This is a genomic window from Lysinibacillus capsici (assembly GCF_020217405.1).
Taxonomy (GTDB): domain Bacteria; phylum Bacillota; class Bacilli; order Bacillales_A; family Planococcaceae; genus Lysinibacillus; species Lysinibacillus capsici.
The window spans coordinates 516,120-535,881 of sequence record NZ_CP084108.1 but is presented as its reverse complement, the minus strand read 5'-3'; the positions used below and the strand labels follow the sequence as shown (position 1 = coordinate 535,881).

20 protein-coding genes are annotated in these 19,762 nt (G+C 36.1%); 12 read left to right on the top strand and 8 right to left on the bottom strand.

All coding sequences use genetic code 11. From position 1 onward, the window contains the following. The 3 genes from LCP48_RS02605 to LCP48_RS02595 form a co-directional block, all read right to left on the bottom strand. Entirely contained in the window at positions 1-3,783 is a 3,783-nt protein-coding gene (locus LCP48_RS02605) for a DEAD/DEAH box helicase (RefSeq protein ID WP_225340656.1), read from the bottom strand. A 112-nt stretch (positions 3,784-3,895) separates the two neighbouring features. Then, positions 3,896-4,450, bottom strand: a complete 555-nt coding sequence (locus LCP48_RS02600; protein WP_009371639.1) for an NADPH-dependent FMN reductase — start codon at positions 4,448-4,450, stop codon at positions 3,896-3,898. A 127-nt stretch (positions 4,451-4,577) separates the two neighbouring features. Next, positions 4,578-5,408: an oxidoreductase gene (locus LCP48_RS02595; protein ID WP_009371640.1), complete on the bottom strand. Its 831-nt coding sequence runs from the start codon at positions 5,406-5,408 to the stop codon at positions 4,578-4,580. 365 nt (positions 5,409-5,773) lie between these two features. Here LCP48_RS02595 and LCP48_RS02590 point away from each other — a divergent pair, with 365 nt between their 5' ends. The 5 genes from LCP48_RS02590 (at position 5,774) to LCP48_RS02570 (ending at position 10,115) form a co-directional block, all read left to right on the top strand. Further along, on the top strand, positions 5,774-6,820 hold the full coding sequence (locus tag LCP48_RS02590) for a PseG/SpsG family protein (protein WP_009371641.1): 1,047 nt from the start codon (positions 5,774-5,776) through the stop codon (positions 6,818-6,820). 191 nt (positions 6,821-7,011) lie between these two features. Continuing rightward, positions 7,012-7,197, top strand: coding sequence for an SE1832 family protein (locus LCP48_RS02585; protein ID WP_004225556.1), 186 nt, complete (start codon positions 7,012-7,014; stop codon positions 7,195-7,197). Positions 7,198-7,231: 34 nt separating this feature from the next. After that, positions 7,232-8,803 carry an ABC-F family ATP-binding cassette domain-containing protein gene (locus LCP48_RS02580; protein WP_004225557.1) on the top strand — a complete coding sequence of 524 codons (1,572 nt, stop codon included), beginning with the start codon at positions 7,232-7,234 and terminating at the stop codon, positions 8,801-8,803. A 437-nt stretch (positions 8,804-9,240) separates the two neighbouring features. Further along, positions 9,241-9,645 (top strand): transcriptional regulator Spx, encoded by a 405-nt coding sequence (spx, locus tag LCP48_RS02575; RefSeq protein WP_004225558.1) that lies wholly within the window; start codon positions 9,241-9,243, stop codon positions 9,643-9,645. 23 nt (positions 9,646-9,668) lie between these two features. Then, positions 9,669-10,115, top strand: coding sequence for a MarR family winged helix-turn-helix transcriptional regulator (locus LCP48_RS02570; protein ID WP_009371643.1), 447 nt, complete (start codon positions 9,669-9,671; stop codon positions 10,113-10,115). Positions 10,116-10,221: 106 nt separating this feature from the next. Here LCP48_RS02570 and LCP48_RS02565 read toward each other — a convergent pair whose 3' ends face one another. After that, positions 10,222-10,770 carry an RNA polymerase sigma factor gene (locus LCP48_RS02565; RefSeq protein WP_004225561.1) on the bottom strand — a complete coding sequence of 183 codons (549 nt, stop codon included), beginning with the start codon at positions 10,768-10,770 and terminating at the stop codon, positions 10,222-10,224. A gap of 292 nt (positions 10,771-11,062) precedes the next feature. Next, positions 11,063-12,193: a LuxR C-terminal-related transcriptional regulator gene (locus LCP48_RS02560; protein WP_004225562.1), complete on the bottom strand. Its 1,131-nt coding sequence runs from the start codon at positions 12,191-12,193 to the stop codon at positions 11,063-11,065. A gap of 192 nt (positions 12,194-12,385) precedes the next feature. On the opposite strand from LCP48_RS02560, the gene LCP48_RS02555 reads away from it, so the two are divergent. From LCP48_RS02555 to LCP48_RS02530, 6 genes are all read left to right on the top strand, one after another. Beyond that, positions 12,386-13,141, top strand: coding sequence for an SDR family NAD(P)-dependent oxidoreductase (locus tag LCP48_RS02555; RefSeq protein ID WP_225340655.1), 756 nt, complete (start codon positions 12,386-12,388; stop codon positions 13,139-13,141). A 23-nt stretch (positions 13,142-13,164) separates the two neighbouring features. Then, a complete protein-coding gene (locus LCP48_RS02550) occupies positions 13,165-13,908 on the top strand; it encodes an SDR family NAD(P)-dependent oxidoreductase (protein WP_004225564.1) in 744 nt (247 codons plus the stop codon). A gap of 746 nt (positions 13,909-14,654) precedes the next feature. After that, positions 14,655-15,011, top strand: coding sequence for a helix-turn-helix domain-containing protein (locus tag LCP48_RS02545; RefSeq protein WP_225340654.1), 357 nt, complete (start codon positions 14,655-14,657; stop codon positions 15,009-15,011). Positions 15,012-15,016: 5 nt separating this feature from the next. Further along, the gene (locus tag LCP48_RS02540) at positions 15,017-15,553 is read left to right on the top strand and encodes an ImmA/IrrE family metallo-endopeptidase (protein WP_225340653.1); all 537 of its coding nucleotides are present in this window, start codon (positions 15,017-15,019) and stop codon (positions 15,551-15,553) included. A 171-nt stretch (positions 15,554-15,724) separates the two neighbouring features. Next, positions 15,725-15,883: a hypothetical protein gene (locus tag LCP48_RS02535; protein ID WP_016995199.1), complete on the top strand. Its 159-nt coding sequence runs from the start codon at positions 15,725-15,727 to the stop codon at positions 15,881-15,883. 145 nt (positions 15,884-16,028) lie between these two features. Then, positions 16,029-16,469, top strand: coding sequence for a hypothetical protein (locus LCP48_RS02530; protein WP_225340652.1), 441 nt, complete (start codon positions 16,029-16,031; stop codon positions 16,467-16,469). An 82-nt stretch (positions 16,470-16,551) separates the two neighbouring features. On the opposite strand, the gene LCP48_RS02525 is transcribed toward LCP48_RS02530, so the two are convergent. Beyond that, a complete protein-coding gene (locus LCP48_RS02525) occupies positions 16,552-16,881 on the bottom strand; it encodes a hypothetical protein (protein WP_225340651.1) in 330 nt (109 codons plus the stop codon). A gap of 320 nt (positions 16,882-17,201) precedes the next feature. Here LCP48_RS02525 and LCP48_RS02520 point away from each other — a divergent pair, with 320 nt between their 5' ends. Further along, on the top strand, positions 17,202-17,417 hold the full coding sequence (locus LCP48_RS02520) for a helix-turn-helix domain-containing protein (protein ID WP_225340650.1): 216 nt from the start codon (positions 17,202-17,204) through the stop codon (positions 17,415-17,417). Positions 17,418-17,510: 93 nt separating this feature from the next. Here the strand turns inward: LCP48_RS02520 and LCP48_RS02515 are convergent, their stop codons facing one another. Both LCP48_RS02515 and LCP48_RS02510 read right to left on the bottom strand, forming a co-directional pair. Beyond that, positions 17,511-18,395, bottom strand: coding sequence for a DUF3037 domain-containing protein (locus LCP48_RS02515; protein ID WP_225340649.1), 885 nt, complete (start codon positions 18,393-18,395; stop codon positions 17,511-17,513). Next, positions 18,362-19,360 (bottom strand): HipA family kinase, encoded by a 999-nt coding sequence (locus LCP48_RS02510; RefSeq protein WP_225340648.1) that lies wholly within the window; start codon positions 19,358-19,360, stop codon positions 18,362-18,364. Before LCP48_RS02510 ends, LCP48_RS02515 begins: the two co-directional genes overlap by 34 nt. Positions 19,361-19,762 lie beyond the last annotated feature (402 nt).

Sequence of the window (19,762 nt, the reverse complement as noted above, 5' to 3'; positions counted from 1 at the left end):
CTATATCACCAATCCTTCATGATTACGTAAGCCATCGTAGGATTTTACTGTTTTTAATAAATTCGCATACATCTCTCTTGTCTCTTGATGTTTTGCACGTTTTGCAAACATTTCTGCACTTCCCACAAGCAGTAGTAACTCACGGGCACGAGATAGCGCGACATTTAATCGACGATAATCTCTGGCAAAGCCAATATCCCCGCCTTTAGGTGTATTACGAACCATGCTCACTAAAATGACATCCATTTCCATCCCTTGGAATTTATCAACAGTCCCTGTTCTAAATTGCAGATGTGGTAGCTTTAATTCTTGCTGAAGAAGGCGATTAATTTTCTTTACCTGCTCACCGTAGAAACTGATGACACCAACGCTTTTTTGAGCATCCTGCGGCATACGCCCTGCTTCTTTTGCTGCCTTCACCGCTTCATTGAGATCTAGTAAAATACGTCTAATTGTGAGCAATTCTCCTTCATTAAAACGACTCGTTCCGCCTTTTACTTGCTCCTCTAAATAAGGTTTTTCTGTTGGAATATCAATCCACAGTAAATGGTCATCACGTTTTATAAACTGCCCTTCTAAGCCATGATCTCTTGCTGCATCCGAATCTGGTATGCCACATTGCAAGCCATTTTCTTCTTCCGCATAAAATGGTGTGATACTTTGCATGATTTTCTCATGCATGCGGTATTGCAATGCTAGCATTTGCTTATGTGTTGGTGGCAAATTATTAAATAAACGCTCAAATAATGATTCACGCAACAGATTTTTTAATTCCTGTGCGCCTTCAAAGTTTGGATTTTCTTCTAGCATTGCCTTTAATGTTTCCTCCAGCGTATCATCCCCAAGTAATGGTGGTAGCTGATGATGATCACCTACTAAAATAACTTTTTTCCCCTTTAGCATTGGTAAGAGCAATTCAGGTGGTGTTGCTTTTGAAACTTCATCAATAATAACCACATCAAAGGTCGGATAATTTTCCATAAACTCCTTACTGGCAGAAGCTACGCATGTTGTACCAATAACGTTCGCATGACGTACATACAGTTTTCGAATTTCATCTAAATCATACTCTGTTGCGTTTTGTAATTTTTCACGCCATTGTTCTTGTAGTTTTTTGTGAAGAGGTAGCTGTTTTTCCTGACGTTGGAATGCTTCGATTGCTTGCTTTGCAGTTTGAATAGCTTCCTTCACCTCTTCAGCCGTTCGTTCTGGCATAGATTGTAAAAGCTTTGTATAGGTAGCTAGTTGCTTTTCTTTCTTCAATCCAGCTATATTAATATCTTTTATTTGTTCTTCTATAAGCGTTAGCTGCTGTTCTACTTCCTGCAAGTTTGTTTGGACAGTCAGTAAAGAGGCTTGTTTAGGAACAAGTTGTACTTTAGCCTGCTCCACTGCCTCAAGTTGCTGCTTTGCTTGTAGAAGAGACTCTCTAGCTTGGGAGGCACGAATTTTTAAATAGTCTACAGATTCTTCTGGTTCTTCAGTAATCCGAAAGGCGTTTGCTAATTGTTGTAACCGCTCAGTATGCTGTAAAAATGGTTGAAGCTGCCGCTGGTAACTTTGCACATCAAAGCTAGTTATTGCACACTCCTGATGAATTAAAGTTACAAGATTTTTACGAAAAGTTTCGTATTCCTGATCTTTATGCTCTTGCTGTTGCTTTAGTGCTATCCCCTTTTGCCAAACAAAATCACGACGCATATATAACCCGAGCAAATAACTTTCCATAACATCACTTGCGGGTGCTTGACCATCTTGAAAAGCCGTGTTTAATTGTGCGAATACACCAGTAAGGTTTTGCAAAGAAAACGATTGTACTGGTTGTAGTCTACTTTTAGCAAGGGCACGCTCCTTGACTTCATGCGTGACCAAAGCCTCTAACTTCACAATTGCCTTTTGTAAACGAGCATTAATCGTTGACCATGCCTCTAAATCTTTCGCATCCTCTAAATGCTGCAAGCGACCTATTTGTTGCGAAAGTACATGAGAAGGGCGAATTTGATAATGTTGTAAAAAACGCTGAATAAGCTCAAATAAGGTTAATGTATATATATATTTTTGCGCTTCCTTCATGATTACTAGACGATTGCTTTCGATTTCATATTTCTGCTGTATCTCTTCAAATTGCTGTGTTAACTGGTGCTTTTGTTCTTGTAGTTCTTTATATTGAGCAGCAGCCTCTAGATGTTTCACTTTTTCAGTAGTTTCCTGAATCATACCCTGTAGTTGCTCGACTGAAGGGTAATCAGCAATTGTCTGTTCAAGCTGCTGTACAATTGGCCCAATTTGTGCGAGCTGCTTTTCATAATGCTCTTTTTGAGTCTCACATGTTTGTTGCTCTGTTTTAGCAACCTTCAATTCTTTTTTTAATGCTTGAATCTCCTGCTGTAAAATGGGTTCTTCAATAGCTGCCTGCTCTTTTGCAGCCATTTCCTGTGTTAATTGCTCTAGCCATTGCTCTAATTTCTCTAGCTCATCTTTTGCTTTTACAAGGTTTGCTTCTAGCTCTTGCTGACGTTCTGGAAATATTGTAATTGCTTCTTCAATCGCAGCAAGTGTCTGCGCACGCCACTGAAGTGCCACATTTTCCTCTATAAATTTTTTACCCTCTTCCTCAATACTTTCCGTTCTACCATAGCGTAAAATTCGGATTTCTTGATTGGACAGTAAGCGTCCTAATGCATTATCTACAGCTAAATTAGACTGTGAGGCAACAAGTGTTTTTAAGCCTGCTTTAACATTTTGCTGACAAATCTCTGAAATGACAGTTGTTTTCCCCGTACCAGGTGGACCCTGAATGACATACAAATCCTCAACTGATAGTGCACCTAAAACGGCTCGTCGTTGATATTCATTTAAATTATTATGAAATTCAATATCTTCGCGTAGCTTGGATGCACGAACTGTAGGACGTCTCTCAAACAGTATTGTTTCTAAATTAGGGTTTACTGCCTCACCCTTTTCTAGCTTTGTAAAACCATTACGTAGTCGTCGAATTTGGCTTAATGTTGCAAAATTACTAAAGCTCGCTTGTTTTGAACGAAGATTCAGTCCATCCTTGCGAGCCAAATCCTGTATAAAAGGCTTTACATCAATTTCTACCGTTTGCTTTCCTGTATTAGCCTTTATAACCTGTCCTATTTCGCCTCGAATTCCTTGAATGCTAACACTTAACCCCTCTAGCTTTTTCCATTCTTTACTCTTTATGTAGGGACATACAATGATTAAGCGTGTAAAGTCTTCATTGAAATAGCTTTGCTTAAATTCTGTATGAATATCATCAATGGTTGCATCTCGTTCTTGTATTTTTAAATAGCCTTCCCAGCTGGCTATACGTTTTTTTACATACTCTGTACGTTCTTCTGCAATCGGTAGCTGTCTTATTTTGGTGTGCAGCTCAAGTGGAATACCTGCTCCATTATTAGGTTTCGTCACAAATTGTAATGTGGCTGCTAAGCGACGATTTGTGTTAATAGGTCCACGCATATGGACAAATCGAATGTTGGTTGCCAGCAATCCTTCCACCTTTAGCAAACAATCCATAATAACCGTTTTCTCAGCAAGAAGATCGCTTAATTTTTCATTGTCCTCCGCATTAAAATAGATGGATAAAAAGGTTTCACCAACTGTTTTTGCTTTTCGTTTTTCAATATAGACAGTAAAAGATCTTTGTAACGCAAAAAAGGCATGCTCGTTTGCTGAGCATTCCTCTACCGCTTCCTTCGCCTTATTGGTCAAAATAAGATTACAGCGTTGTTTTTCTAGTAAAGCGATGTCCTGCATGAGCAGCCCTCCTTTCTGAGTCACTAAAGTTTTATTTTATCACATCCTAAAACAATACTTACAAAGAAAAATCCCCTGCACAGTGATTTCTTACCACCGTACAAGGGCTATCTTAATGTTGGTCAATTGTTTCCTTCGGCAAGTTCTTGCTCATTTCACAGTATTGAACAAATACACGAGCTAATTCCCGTAAACGACTATGAACGTCTGCGTCTACAATAGTATTATCTGCATCAAAATGTGATGTATGTGTATACACATAGTTTGGCGTAACAAGCGCTCGGAAGTAGTCTAAAATAGGTTTTAGCTGATTTTCGACTACAAGGTGATGCTGGTATGTGCCTCCATTTGCAACAATGGATACAGGCTTATAGCGCATTGTTTTAGGGTGTAAGAAGTCAAAGGCATTTTTCAAAACACCTGGAATAGACGCTTGGAAAATAGGCGTTGCAATAATGTAAGCGTCTGCCTCCTCAAATTGTTGAATCATTTTTTTCATATCATCATTTAATGGGGAACCATCCACAATTTGATGCTTATATTGACTAAAATGCATCATTTCTAACTCGAAACTAGCATCTAATTCTTTAATATATTGCTCCACTTGCTCTAAAATAGCACCAGTTTTAAGACCAAACATCGTGCCATCTACGAGTAAAATTTTCATCTTTACTTTGCCTCCACATTCATCTTCTACAATAATATTGTAACAAATGAAAAGTGGCTCGGAAAGGATTGTCATGCCAATTGATATAAATTCAGTCTTTAGACGGAACGAGAATTTAATCCCTAAATTAATTATCTTGGTCACGTTGTCGGAAATGGACCTCCTTATCAATGACCGTTTCCTCAAGTTTATATTTATCTCGATTAATGACAACCTCCCGATTAACTTTCTCGCCTTCGTTTAGCTTATTCCAATCAAATAATGTTTCTCTTGAAATGTCCTCTTCTGGTATTTCCGGATACTCTAATGTTGCTAACTCATCTGATGGATAAATAGTGACTGGCTGTTGTTTACCATACAGGGCAATGATAATCATAGCCTTTGCCACTTGTGTAGCTTCAATCGCTCTAGAACGTTTTAAAGGTCCAATCAATAAAGGCTGTGCAAGCTTTAATAATTTTTCTCCTGCCTTTTCTCCTAATCGAAATTCATCACGGTTCCCTACTAAGAGTGAGGGGCGAATAATGGAAAGTCTTTGTAAGCCTAGTTCCTCTAAATCACGCTCAAGTTTGCCTTTAACTCGATTATAGTAAAATGGAGAATTCTCATTAGCTCCCATTGCCGTAATCACAAGAAAATGAGGGATTCCACGTTTTTTTGCTAAAGATGCAATTGCTAACGGGTATTCAAAATCTACCCTTTCAAACATTTCACGAGAGCCTGCCTTTTTAATGGTTGTACCTAAGCAACAATACAATTCATGAGCAAATCCTATATCATTTTCTTCTATTCTATCAAATTCACGAATTTTCACTTCTAACTTTGGATGCATATAAGTTAGCTTTCTTCGTGCAATAACTGTTACTGAAATATACTCATCATTTTCACATAATTGTTCAACTAGAGCGGAGCCGGTTAAACCAGTCGCCCCTACAACAATCGCTGCACGCATACTCATTTTTTCTCCCGTCCTTCTACTTATTGATAGTATATCAATTACGGCTCACTCTAAAAGCTCGCCTTTAAAATCCTTGACACCCTGCGTAGACCTTATCTTGACACATCAGAGTTAAATAAAACATGCCATCATCTCATTTGTAGAGGGATTTTTCTGAGCCAAGATAAAGACCTTCCAGTTGTTATGTATATTCCTACAATTCGCCTTTCTCTATATATCGACCATTTTTTGATAATTAAAACTGATTAAAGATAGCTATTTTAGAAGATTCCTCTAGAGACATTCATGAGCAAATCCTAAATTTTACACATACTTGCTCTTTCTTCGCCATAATTTAAAGAGACAGAGGAAAGGATGGGATACATTTGCAAAACGAAACACACGCAATTGAACCAAAAAAAACGATTGTTTTCATTATTGAAAGCTGTATTGATAAAGGGCTGTATCCTTTTGAACGGGTTTCAACATTAGCTAAACTACTTTCGAATGAGAAGGTTTTTATCTTTGTAAAGACTCCTTCAAATGACGGAATCCAAATTTTAATGAATGAAGGAGTTTCTCCTATTCTATTTGATCACTTTAACGAATTACCTAAGCAAATCAAAGGACTTCAACCTGATTTAATTGTTAGAGATGGGCGAAATTCTGAAGGCTGGCAAGTAGAAGAATTACGACCTTTCTGCAAAACAATTATTCATTTTGATGATTTTGGTGAAGGTGGCCAAGCCTGTGATTGTGTACTACTAGCACTCTATCAAGAAGTGAAAGATTATTTACCAGCACATTATATTGGTGGAAGCTTTGTTTTTGCCCTGCCTGATGCTTATCAGCATTTCGATAATATATCTGATAGTAAAACACCTGAAAATCCGCCTCATATCGTTGTCGCTTTCGAGGATGGGGACGAGCATAATTTAACGTATCGAACACTTCGACACCTAACTCAACTTCAAATACCACTACAAATTACAGTTATGATTGACGAAAGCTATCGCCATGCAACGGATGACTTGCAAATGATGGTACTTAGTCGTCGCAATACTGCTATTCTTCGAGATAAAAATGCACTCCTCAAACTACTACCTAAAGCAGATGTCATTATTTGTAATGCTAACTATACACCTTATAAAATTGCCTCTTATGGCGTGCCATGCATTACACTTGCGCAAACTGAAGCTGAACTTTTACATGCTTTCCCTCGTGAGCATAATGGCTTTATCCATCTAGGACTTGGTCGAAAAATGAAGCAATCACAAATCCAAAATGCTGTCATGGAATTTCTTTTACACGAAGCTCGCAGTGAACGAGCAGTGAGAAAACAGCGACAACTCAATCTTGCTGGTAATAATGAAACACTTCAAGCATTACTCTTAGATTTTGCTTATGATCGTCATAATATCGCTTCTACTTAGTGCTACTTCTAAGATGATTATGATACAATATATAAGAATTTTTCACTCCAACACCTTTACAGAAGTTGGGCCATAAGTAAATTCAACAAGTACCCGATTGATTTTAAAGAATAAGCGGTGGGGGATTCTTAAAACCTCCATCGCTTTTACACGCATTCACTATAAAAATAGTCTCAAAAGGAGTAGTCTTCATGCCAACAAAAAGTGATATTGAATACCAAATTAGAGAGTTAAAAATGGACTATATGAATTTACAAGGTGATATAGAAAAGTTGGAGTCTACTGGGCACAACGATCAGGTAGCTAAGGCAGAGCAACGTCTTGCGAATATGGAAGCTCAATTAGCAGAACTTAACAAGCAGCTTGCAGAACTATAAAATGTAAACAAGAAAGATAGTTGGAGGAACAGATATGGCAATATTAACAGTAGAAAATTTAGGTCATTCTTTCGGTGATCGTACACTCTTTAAAGATGTATCGTTTCGCTTAGTGGAAGGTGATCATATTGGACTTGTAGGAGCTAATGGTGTTGGTAAGTCTACATTAATGGGCATCATTACAGGTCAAACGATCCACGATACAGGAAAAGTTGAGTGGCTTCCTGGTACACACTATGGTTATCTAGACCAACATACCGTACTAACGGCTGGTAGAACAATGCGTGAAGTGTTACGCGATGCCTTTTTACCATTATATAAAAAAGAAGAAGAGCTGAATGAAATTACAGGCAAGATGGCAGACGCAACGCCTGAAGAATTAGAAGTACTTTTAGAACAAATGGCAGAAGTACAAGATGCATTAGATGCAGGTGATTTTTATACATTAGATATGAAAATTGAAGAGGTGGCACGTGGACTTGGACTTGATGCCATTGGCTTAGAGCGTGATGTAGCTGCCCTCTCTGGTGGACAGCGCACAAAGGTACTCCTCGCTAAGCTTTTATTAGAAAAACCTAAAGTACTTTTACTAGATGAGCCGACGAACTATCTTGATGAGGAACATATTACTTGGTTGAAAATTTATTTAAAGAACTATCCATATGCCTTCCTTCTAATCTCACATGATACAGAATTTATGAACGAAACAGTGGATGTCATCTTCCAATTGGAATTTTCAAAATTAACTCGTTATACTGCAACATACGAAAAATTCCTTGAACTTGCTGAAATCAATAAACGTCAGCATATAGAAGCCTATGAAAAGCAACAGGAATTCATCAAGAAGCAAGAAGATTTTATAGCTAAAAACAAGGCACGGTACTCCACTACTGGTCGTGCAAAATCACGTGCTAAGCAACTTGATCGTTTAGAGCGAATTGATCGCCCAGAAACAGCTGTAAAACCAGAATTTGGTTTTAAAGAAGCCCGTTCATCTAGCCGCTACGTTGTAGAGGCTGAGAACTTAGTAATTGGTTACGATAAAGATAAGCCATTACTTCCTCCACTATCTTTTGCGATTGAACGAGGAGAAAAAATTGCTTTAGTCGGTATGAATGGTGTGGGTAAATCCACATTATTAAAAACAATGTTAGGTAAAATTAATGCGCTTGGTGGGAAAGTAGTCCGCGGTGACTACCTATATCCTTCCTATTTTGAACAGGAAGTAAAAGCTGAGAAAATCACGCCAATTGATGATGTTTGGAATGCTTTCCCTTCTATGGAACAAGCCCAAGTACGTGCAGCTTTAGCAAGAGCTGGCCTAAAAACTGACCATATTACACGTCCGCTTAATTCATTATCTGGTGGCGAGCAAGCCAAAGTGCGTTTATGTAAATTAATGATGGAGGAAGCTAACTGGCTTCTCTTCGACGAACCGACAAACCATTTAGATGTAGATGCAAAAAATGAATTAAAACGTGCCATGAAAGAATTTAAAGGTACCATTGTGCTAGTAAGTCACGAACCTGATTTCTATGAAGGACTCGTAACAAAAGTCTGGAATGTTCAAGATTGGTTTACTTCTGGACAACAAGGCCAAGACTAATTATTTCAAGGGCAGCCTCAGCATGTTACGGGGCTGCTCTTTTAAATTTTTTAACTTCGATGTATAAATAGCCTCATTTAAACATACTATAATCAGTGGACTAACAATTTTACTCCTACTTCCAACTAACTCTCTCCTACAAGACAACTTAGAATTCTAGTAGTCCCTATTAACTCATCATCGATTTTATAGCTTAAAAAGACAAATTCTAAAGAGTTAACATAAACTTACATCATTGTAAGCTGAATAAACGAAACTTTTTACGCTTATCTTCGTATATTTTAATATAACTGAAAAAATAATAATACGATTGAGAAATTTTTTCAATTAACTATTGATTTATATATAGCTTACTAGTAAGATATATATATAAACTATTAACTTACTAATAAGCTATTTGTAAAATATAATCTAAAAAAGAAAGCGAGGAATGAAGAATGACAGTTACAATTTACTCACAAGCGAGCTGTTCTTCATCCAGAAAAGCACTTAAATGGTTAAAAGATCACAACATAGAATATAAAGAAAAACGTATTACATCTCACCCACTTACACTTGCAGAATTCAAAGAAATTCTAAGCATGACTGAAGATGGCACAGATGAAATCATTGCAACAAACTCAAATGACTTTAAAAACTTAAATATCGACATCGACCAACTTTCTATTCAAGAGCTATTTGCTATCATTCAGGCACACCCAAGAATGTTGCGTAGCCCTATTATAATAGATGAAAAACGTATTCAAGTTGGCTACAATGAGATGGACATCCGTCGTTTTATCCCACGAAAAGTACGTGCTTACGAATTAAATGCGATGACAAGATTGGCACAAGAAAGTTAAAACAGTTTTGGAGATGACCTTCTATGGACCAAGAAAAACAAAAAGCCATTACCTCGTTGTTTGAAGTCGTTTCATCTATTGAGCGCAAGTGGGCAAACGAGTGGAATAATCATAATGTACTCGGCTTTTCAAAATCCCATATTTTAATCTTAGACTACTTATCGCAGGAGGGCCCAAAACGCCCTTCTGCTATTGCTGAGCGGTTAAAAGTAACTACTGGTGGCGTCACTGTTTTAACAACCAAGCTGATAAATGGTGGCTTTATTGAAAAAACACAGCATGCCACAGACCGCCGTGCTTCTCAACTAGTCATTACAGCTGACGGTGAAAACATATTAAAGGAATCTCGTCAACAAGTGAGTGAAATCATTAATAATATGTTTGGTATGCTAACAGCGGAGGAACTGCAAACCTTACGAACTATTTTTTCTAAATGTTTATTGGATGTGGAGACAAATCGGCCAGATTGAAGCACAATAAAAAGATGCATTTGCAACTATTTGCGAATGCATCTTTTTTGATTAGTCGACCAAATACTTCCGTCTAAGTACCGTGATGTGCGACCAATCTGCTTTATTAAGCTGGTAGCACAGATTCCACAATAGCTGTATCTGACATGAGCATTTCTTTTAATCGAGCCTTTGCACGGAATAAACGAGATTTCACAGTACCAATGGAAACTTTCATAATTGTAGAGATTTCTGCAAGTGAATATTGGTCTATGTAGAAATACCATAAAGTCTTTCTATAAATGGCATCTAATTGCTCCATTTTATCTTGGACTAGTTTTGTCACAATGTCCTTTTCAATTTTTTCTTCTGTAGAAATATCGTTATTGGGAACCAAATCTAGAATCGGTACGTCTAATGTTTCAGGTTGGTTCATCATATACTTGCTACGTCGTACTTTTTTACGATAGCGATCTCTAAATGTATTCATTGTAATAGTTGTCAGCCAAGCTTTAATATGCTCTACTTCGGCCACGCTATCTTCATAGCGTACAACCTTAACCCAAACTTCTTGCATTAAATCTTCAGCTTCTATATTATTGCGAGTTAGTTTTAAACATAAATGATATATATAACGATTGAATTCCTCGTATACGCCTTCTAATTTTTCATTCATTGTGTATGCCTCCGCTTCTTGTTCTTGCTTCTATACACATTCTCGCAAAATAATGTATTACACTCTATCGCATTGGCTTTCAATTTCATTACAATCGTGTAAGCTTAATCGCTTTCACTTGTAATATTCGTAAAAATTGTTTTACTACTATACTGCTTTCCCTTCAAAAAAGCTTGTGATGACAATAGTTACCTATTAATTAAACTATATTTTCAATAGTATTTATTGTCAGAATATTAATTAGCATTTGAAGAAACAAAAAATGCACTCCTAATAGAAGTGCATTGGTGTGTTAGGTTAGCAGCCCTAGACGAAAGGCTGAGGCAACGACCTGTGTTCGATTCTTTGCTTTGAGCTTTGTCATCAGACTGCTTACATAATCCCTGACAGTATGCTCACTTAAAAATAATAAACCAGCAATTTTTTTATTATCATATCCTTCGGCAAGCAGGCCAAGTATCATCGATTCCCTTTCAGTTAAATGAAGCACGGTATTCTTTTCTACCTTCTCGCCCTTACGTGATAAAAATAAACCTAAACGCTTCCCTACTTCCTCAAGGAGAGTTAATTCTTCCTTTGTACAATCAAATTCCTCCCCTAGCTGATCAAATGTTAGCCATCCAAATAATTGATCTTCACACAAAATGGGAATAAAAATAATCGAGGATAAATTAAATAATTGGATATGCTCTTCTTTCACGTAATTTTTAGGATTTTTTAAATAAATGGGTTTTCTTGAACTAAGTATTGTGTTTTCTCCAGTCAACTCCCCTTTCATGCTTTGCACCTTAGGTAGCTCTGCACCAATAACTCCATAAAATTGATTGGACCATGGGACATATGCGTAAAATACACATCTTTTATAACTAAAATACTCTTCACATTTTTTTAAAATAAGGGCTAAATCCTGATAACCTGAAGAACTAATGAGCAATTTATCAAGCCTATCTAATAGCTGTAGATGCCTAATTTTTTGATTTTCAGTAGTTATGTTACCAGTTTGGTTATCTTCCTCACAGCCATAGTATAGCTCTACAAGTAACGTAAATGTCGATAATACATACATGAAGATGGCGTTCGTTCGACTACTCTTCTGTTGAATCATAAAAGTAATCAATGATTTCTCAAAAATTAATTGAAATAAATTAAAGCTCTTCCTATCAATAATGGACAACTGTGATTGAAGCCATGTGTTAAAAAAATACTTATCATCATTATTTAGTTCATCGATATTTGCATGTGTCATTAAACGCAAAAATGAATCTAATAGCATTGCTGCTCTTTTTCGATCTGCCCCAGTTATAGAAGGTTCTAGATTAAGGTAAATAATTGTATTCTCTTCAATTTGCTTATGATGAATTTTAATAAACAACACAAACTCTTGAATTGTTACTTCTTCAATTGATTGAAATGGATGCGTCATAGGAAATTCTTCTCCTTCACACTAAAAATACCCCTATAAATGGAGGATATTCACTCACTATATTATACAGCATCTTATAGGATAGTATTTCAAATTGAAAGGAGTAAGATGAAGGTATCGCTAGACAATGAGAATACTTTTGAATCCTCAAGCAACCATATAACCAGAAATAATGAAAGGTGCGTGCTTGAAATGAGATTAGAAAACAAAGTGGCCATTATTACAGGTGGAGGTACAGGAATCGGGAAAGAAACTGCACTATTATTTGCTAAAGAGGGAGCAAAAATAGTTATTACTGATATAAATGAACAATCTGGGAACGAAACAGTCCGTGATATTCAAACTATCGGCGGTGAGGCAGTATTTTTCCGGCACGATGTAAGTAATGAAGAAGACTGGAAAAAGGTAGCAGATAAATCAATAAAAACATTTAAGAAAGTGGATATTCTTTTCAATAATGCAGGTATCTATATCATAAAACCTCTTGCAGAAATCGAGCTTTCTGACTGGAACCGCTTAACGTCCATCAATGTGACAGGTGTGTTCTTAGGCATGAAGCATATTATGCCGCTTATGACAAAGCAACATAATGGTTCTGTTATTAATGCTTCCTCTATTGCAGGCTTAACAGGGGCAGCTGGTCACGTATTATACGGCGCTAGTATAGGGGCTGTTCGCATTATGACAAAAGATGCTGCTATGGAGTATGCTCCATACGGCGTACGTGTCAACTCCATTCATCCTGGCTACATTGATACAGGTATGGCAGACTATGCATCAGCAAAAACAGGAAGCTCAAAAGATGAATTAGGTAAAAACTTATTCCCATTAGGACGTTTAGGCTCTGTAAAGGAAGTAGCGCAAACTGTATTATTTTTAGCTTCTGATGAATCTTCCTTTTCAACAGGTGCAGAATTCGTTATTGATGGCGGAGCAACAGCAAAATAACATTACTAAAGGTGGTCATTTATATGAAACTAAAAGATAAAGTAGCAATTGTTACAGGTGGAGCTAGTGGGATTGGTGAAGCCACAGTTCGTCTCTTTGTAGAAGAAGGAGCTAAAGTCGTTATTGCCGATTTTTCTGATCGTGGACAAAGCGTTTCTGAAGAATTAAATAACAATGGTTTTGATACACTCTTCGTGAAAACAGATGTAACAAGTGAAGCGGACATTCAAAACATGATAAAGGAAACCATTACTAAATACGGTAAACTTGATATTATGTATGCAAATGCAGGCGTAGCTGACGATGCACCAGCACACGAGCTTTCTTTTGAAAAATGGAAAAGAACAATTGATATTAATTTATCTGGTGTATTTCTTTCTGATAAATACGCCATTGAACAATTCCTTGCTCAAGGAACAGGTGGCGTCATTGTTAACGCTGGTTCCATTCATAGCTTCGTTGCCTTACCAAACCCTACAGCCTACTCATCTGCAAAAGGTGGCGTTAAATTATTAACACAAAACCTATGTACTGCTTACGCTAAACAGGGTATTCGTGTAAATGCAGTGTGTCCTGGCTATATCGACACTCCCCTATTAGCTGAGGTCGATGCTCAGAAGAAAGAATATTTAGCATCCCTTCACCCACAAGGTCGACTTGGTAAACCTGAAGAAATCGCTAAAGCCGTTCTCTTCTTAGCTAGCGATGACGCAAGCTTTGTTAATGGTACAACCCTTCTTGTTGATGGTGGTTATACTGCTCACTAATGAGGCCTTGAATAGACTTGCCTGAAAGCTAGTGCATTTAATGATGCATTCTAGCCGTTAATAGTACGAAGCGATCTGGCTGTTGTATCTGAACCCTTCACTGAAAAATGACGAATTTATAACCCACTAAGTAAGACTCAACCACAATTGCTATTTAGCTCTTGTGGTTTATTTTGTAGGTGCTATGTGTAATCTTTCAATTCAATTTAAGATTCCTAAAAGCAAATTGTGCTATACTATTTCTATTATTTTCAGAATGCACGGTAGTATATTCATCAGTTAGAAAGCCTTATGTATCAACGTTTCAACGGTAATCTAGCATCAACAGTAATTGCAATATAATGCATATAATAGCTTTGCTTTGGGGCTAGTTGGGGCTGAATGGGGCTAATTAAAAATTAGGCGAGCGTGTGTATAGGAATGTGTGAGTTATTTAGATTGGGGCTAACCACTTCAATCTTTTTTTATTTGGTAACATAACAGGCACCTACACTAGGTATGTAGATGCCCCGATGATCCATTTTGCGATCTATAAGTGTTACCTATCGTACAGCTTCAATGGCTTGCCCTTCTTTATGTACCTCATAAATTTTATCAATCTATTATTAGAAATAGAGCAGCACAAAAAATAACTTGATACATATATATCATAAATAGATCATTCATTCATCAAAAATGTTGACCAGGTTATCATCATTGTGTATATTATAAATGTACTAATAATTTAGCGAGGAGGAGGAACGACTGTGCTAACTTCATTTGGTAAAGAATTGCGTAAGTTGCGAATAGAACATGGTGAACTTATGAAAGATATGGCAAAGAATTTAGGTGTTACAGTATCTCATTTATCAGCTGTTGAAAATGGGAAAAGAAATGTTCCTCGTTCATGGATAAACGATATAGGAGAATTATATAATTTATCTACTGAACAATTTGAGAAGTTAGAAGATTCATTTTACGAGGCACAACAAAGTGTTGAAATTTCATTAGAAAATCAAAGCCAAGAGGATATGGATGTACTTTTTGCTTTAGCTCGTCATTATGCAGATCTTGATAGTGATGATAAGCAAAAAATCTTCAATATTCTGAAACATAAGGAGTGATGCTCATGACCAATCTCTCAGCTGACCCGATGTCGAAGGTGGACATTCGACGTGTAGCAGAAGCTCTTAGAAAGATTCTGGGGTTAGGTGTACAAGATGCCTTTCCAATGATTAAATTTTACGAGTTAATCTTACCACTTTTGGATACAAACTTTAATTTACAAGTTGTTGATGAAGGCGAATTGGGAGGAGCATATGCAAAAACATATCCTCTAACTAGAGAAATCATTTTAGAAGATCGAGTATATGATGGAATTACTGAAGGCCGAGAAGTCGGTATTCACATGTTTACCGCTGCTCATGAATTGGGTCATTTCTTTCTCCATACACACGAAAGACTAAGTCTTAATCGTGATAAAGGACAATCTAAACGCCCTGCCTATATGGATCCAGAATGGCAAGCGGATGAATTCGCAGGGAATTTACTTGTACCTGAAGAAGCTATAACTCCTGGAATAACTGCTGGAGAAATAGCAGAACGATATAAAGTTTCAAAAGCGATGGCCAGGGTAAGAATTGAACGTGTATTAAATAATAAATAAGGAGGTTTTATGGATGTATAAGAATAAAAAAAATAGATCCTGCAAAGGACCTACTTAAATAAATGTAGTGAATTAATAACTATTTATTACTGAACTTTTCGTAGGGTTCCTCGTAATAATAGCATTAATTCTTAGTCCTTTGCAAGTAAAATTGCAAAGGAGGTTATTTCAATGACGAACCAAAAATTAGTTTGGTCTGAAAAACACCAGTCAATGGGAATTTTCCGTGCTTGGCGTAAAGACCCTCGTACTCAACAGATTATTTGGGCGAAAACGTATGGCTATCGAGCTTGGTTTATTCCAGTAGCTGAACTAGAAGAACAGGAATAATTGAAGTGGGCTGTCCAATATTGGGACAGCCTATTCTTCCATCGTGCCTCTTTTTAGTCTCTTCTACAAAGTGTTAGTTAAAATAAACAAATCGTAAATTCACACAATAATTTTTTACTAAAATTCACAAAAAAGGAGTGGTGGTATGGCTTTAATCAGAGGCTATGTAAGATTACTAGAAGGTCTCACTTCAAACTGGCTAAATGTATTATCTGTTATTGTACTTGCTGTTTTTGTAAGCTGGTATAGTGTAGACTTTAATAACGGTCTTCCAAAACCCGAAACTATTTTTGAATTTGGAAAATACTACTTTGGTAGTCCTGGTCCCTATTTGTTTGGGCTTTCTTTAAATTTCATCTCATCTATAGCTGTAATAACATTAGGATTAAGCTTTATTTACTTCTCATTTAGAGAAAGATACGAATATCAGACTTGGTTTTTAGTTGCTACAGGAATTACTGGCTTTGCCTTATTATTTACTTCTCTTTATTTTTGGAGCTATTTCCTTCTACTACTGATTACATTAGTAGTAATCGCAATAATCTGTTATTTCGTATTATCTGCATTAGCTGATGATAGAAGATAATTTGAAAGGAGCCATACACTGGCTCCTAAAACGTCAATCTGTGTTATTTTTTTACTAGTCACTGTTCCAGCAGTGGCTTTTTTTATTGTGTGAGAGTGTCACTAACAACAGTATTGAAGAGTTCACTGGAAATACCCTCAATTGTATTCACCGTTTCTTGCAATGTCGTATAGAGCGGATAAAAGCCCATATCAATCAAACGTACAGTATCCATAATTTCTAATATAACTAATGCTGCTAAACCGCCTCGATCTTCATGTCGCCCCTTCTGTACAATATCCTCGATACGCTCGAGTAATAGGGCTACGGCTCCCTGGATAACCTTTAGTTGAATCATTTGACTTGATAAGCAATAAACTTCATGGCTGTTACTGTGTATTAATGTTTCTAATTGCTGTGTATGTTGCTGCATTTATTTTTCCCCTTTTCACAGTTTATTTATTTGCTACTGCATTTAAAAGTAATTGCTTGTTGTGGTCTGACATGACACACCACTCTTTAACTGTTACTTTCATTTCCACTCTCCTTCCTAGCACATGTCGGCTATTTCTAGTCCATTCACCGACTAACCATTGATGGTTGTATATGATTGGTAATCCCGTTGCTAACCATATAGTACACTAATAAATTTACAATGTAAAGTTATAAAGTAAACTTTTTTATTTACTTTATAAAGAATTTGTATGTAAGTACACTAAATGATATACTATATATTGAAAGGAGTTGTTACGTATGAAATTAACTACCAGCGAAAAAATTAAAATTATTCTCGGTAGAAAGAATATGACTGTTAAAGATTTAGCGGATAAATTAGGAACCACACGTCAAAATCTACATAACAAAATGACACGTAATAATTTCAGTGAAGGTGATCTCGAGAAGATTTCTGAAGCATTAGAAATTAATTATGAAATTAACTTCATAATGAAAGATGGGGAAAAAATATAACCATAAACAAAAAACACTCTCGGCTCATCATGCAGCTGAAAGTGTTTTTATGAGTATAGATATTTTGCTTACCAAGCGTAATTTACATCTTAATTACGATATAAGAATTTCTTCAATATCATGTGCATCATTTTCGATAGTTTTGCACAGTTCAATTACTTTAGATTCTTCATCCAAATCCAATTTTACGATTCTTTCTTTATCCATCTTTGTTAAGTATGCCAAAACTTCATTGAATTCTCTATGATCCAATATCTCAGAAGACTTAAACAATAAATGCATTCTCGCATCATCTTCTATATTTTCAAACATTAATTTCATTTTAGCAAACCACTCTGTGTTTTTACTTGGACCAGAGAATTGTGGAACGGCTTGGAGATAATTCCACACACCGTTTTTGTAACCAAAATCCACATTAATTTTTAAAAGATCCTCTAAGTCTTTTATAGGTGAAATAGGAAAATCATACATTACCTTTTTCCCAAGTAAATCATGCTCTTCAAAAACCTCTCTCACATACTTCTTAACACTTACATGTTTATCATTAACTTGCAGATACTTACTACCGATATATGTTTCAAAAACTTTGTTAAACAATTTTTCATAATCTGCAGTTAGAGAAAAGCTTGGTCTAGTTAGTGTTAATTTTTGATCTTTGTAATACTCGTACAGTTTTTCGAGAAAATCTTCAGCAACAGGAGAGCCAACCCCTATTTCACCGACATTTCCCAAAAGGTCATGTATACTTTCTTTCAAATAATATTCAAGTTTATCCTTATATGATTTGTATAACGCAACATCTATATTGGAGTTAGCTATAGCTTTTATCTTTGGAGAATTTTCGTCAAGTATAAGATACTTCGTCTCAATAGTCTGGTTAAACGAATGCATAACCACTCCAACATTCACTATCTCGCCAGCTAAATCATCCGCACAATAACGAACTATACTATACCAACATTCTTTTCTTTCCTCCATTGCAACTCACCTCCTAGATAATTAGAAAAAGCATTTCTTTCCGCCATTCGTTGTATAATAAATCTAACAAGATTTTTTTGATTTAAAATAAACTGTTTATGGAATGCTATTTGTTGACTTTTTTGCCCTTTTACAAACCACTCGTCTGGTATTTCTTTAAACCATTCATCCAGAAGAGGCTCTGATATATCTTCGATTAAGTTTACTACATTTTTAAAGCTGTGTTCCACTACATTTGTTAAATCAATTTTATTTTCCAAAGAATTGAAAACAGGTCCAAGTCCATCTAACAACCCTTGATTCACATTATTTCCAAAAGCGATATTTATATACCCATCAATATACTGATATGTATTTTCTACGCTCCTCATGACATTTACCTTTTCTATTCCCCATTTCGGCCCAAAAAAAGCATGCCCATGGTCGATTGCATATATTCTTCTTGAACTAGAATGGTTAGAAACAAGAAGATTACCTGTATTTCCGTATCTGTCGAAATTAGCAATAAGTAAATCAAATGCAAGTATCTTGGAAATATCATCGACATTAGTTATATTAGAGAAAAAAGTATTCCATGATCTTGTAATATAAGGCTTTTTCATTTGTATCATTTCCCTATAATTTTCAACCATATTATTTTCTGTATCTTTTAATTCCATACTTGCAAATAAATTACCTTCATAAAACCGATGTACAAAAGTTAATGCAGGATCTTTTTCGATTAACTTCCCACTAAGATACGCTATTGCCACTTCTGGAATTGGTACGCTCAAGTAACATGCAATTTGATAAGCGAGTAATTCATTTAAAAACATACAATCATAAGTTACCATTTTGTTATCTTCAAAAACCTTTTGAGTCTTTAGAACGTATCTATTAAAATCGTCTCCTAGAATTAAAGAAGGTCGACTTATTCCTTCGCCTAACGGATTTAATACCGCATTAACATTTATTCTATTAATCAACAATCTCCCTCCTCATTTCATATAATTGCTTTCTTTATTATAAATTACCAATGATTCTATTACAATTATTACAAATTCATACAACTTTGTCACTACATTTAGCTATACTATTCTTATGATAAAAAAGCCACACCTTTTAGATGTGACTTCGTACTGCTTATTCTTTCTTCCTCTATTCTGAAACCTATTTTACGTTAAAAACGCTATAAACTCGAGGTGCACAGGGAACACTGTTCTGTTAGGAAGCGCCCCTTTTCATAATAGCACTCACGGTGTAGCCATGCTCATCAAATTTAAGGGGAAACTTTTGAAAGCTGTCGAAAGTGCCAGTTAATAGCTAAAGTCCAAAACGCTTGAGAATATCCTTAAGGTGTCCGATATATTCGATAGCTTATTCCTGTG

What these genes read in the sequence shown, in the direction of transcription:
- LCP48_RS02605 (WP_225340656.1), bottom strand. Translation starts at nt 3,783, where the DNA reads ATGCAGGACATCGCTTTACTAGAAAAACAACGCTGTAATCTTATTTTG.
- LCP48_RS02600 (WP_009371639.1), bottom strand. Translation starts at nt 4,450, where the DNA reads ATGAAAATTTTACTCGTAGATGGCACGATGTTTGGTCTTAAAACTGGT.
- LCP48_RS02595 (WP_009371640.1), bottom strand. Translation starts at nt 5,408, where the DNA reads ATGAGTATGCGTGCAGCGATTGTTGTAGGGGCGACTGGTTTAACCGGC.
- LCP48_RS02585 (WP_004225556.1), top strand. Translation starts at nt 7,012, where the DNA reads ATGCCAACAAAAAGTGATATTGAATACCAAATTAGAGAGTTAAAAATG.
- LCP48_RS02580 (WP_004225557.1), top strand. Translation starts at nt 7,232, where the DNA reads ATGGCAATATTAACAGTAGAAAATTTAGGTCATTCTTTCGGTGATCGT.
- spx (WP_004225558.1), top strand. Translation starts at nt 9,241, where the DNA reads ATGACAGTTACAATTTACTCACAAGCGAGCTGTTCTTCATCCAGAAAA.
- LCP48_RS02570 (WP_009371643.1), top strand. Translation starts at nt 9,669, where the DNA reads ATGGACCAAGAAAAACAAAAAGCCATTACCTCGTTGTTTGAAGTCGTT.
- LCP48_RS02565 (WP_004225561.1), bottom strand. Translation starts at nt 10,770, where the DNA reads ATGAATGAAAAATTAGAAGGCGTATACGAGGAATTCAATCGTTATATA.
- LCP48_RS02560 (WP_004225562.1), bottom strand. Translation starts at nt 12,193, where the DNA reads ATGACGCATCCATTTCAATCAATTGAAGAAGTAACAATTCAAGAGTTT.
- LCP48_RS02555 (WP_225340655.1), top strand. Translation starts at nt 12,386, where the DNA reads ATGAGATTAGAAAACAAAGTGGCCATTATTACAGGTGGAGGTACAGGA.
- LCP48_RS02550 (WP_004225564.1), top strand. Translation starts at nt 13,165, where the DNA reads ATGAAACTAAAAGATAAAGTAGCAATTGTTACAGGTGGAGCTAGTGGG.
- LCP48_RS02540 (WP_225340653.1), top strand. Translation starts at nt 15,017, where the DNA reads ATGACCAATCTCTCAGCTGACCCGATGTCGAAGGTGGACATTCGACGT.
- LCP48_RS02535 (WP_016995199.1), top strand. Translation starts at nt 15,725, where the DNA reads ATGACGAACCAAAAATTAGTTTGGTCTGAAAAACACCAGTCAATGGGA.
- LCP48_RS02530 (WP_225340652.1), top strand. Translation starts at nt 16,029, where the DNA reads ATGGCTTTAATCAGAGGCTATGTAAGATTACTAGAAGGTCTCACTTCA.
- LCP48_RS02525 (WP_225340651.1), bottom strand. Translation starts at nt 16,881, where the DNA reads ATGCAGCAACATACACAGCAATTAGAAACATTAATACACAGTAACAGC.
- LCP48_RS02520 (WP_225340650.1), top strand. Translation starts at nt 17,202, where the DNA reads ATGAAATTAACTACCAGCGAAAAAATTAAAATTATTCTCGGTAGAAAG.
- LCP48_RS02515 (WP_225340649.1), bottom strand. Translation starts at nt 18,395, where the DNA reads ATGGAGGAAAGAAAAGAATGTTGGTATAGTATAGTTCGTTATTGTGCG.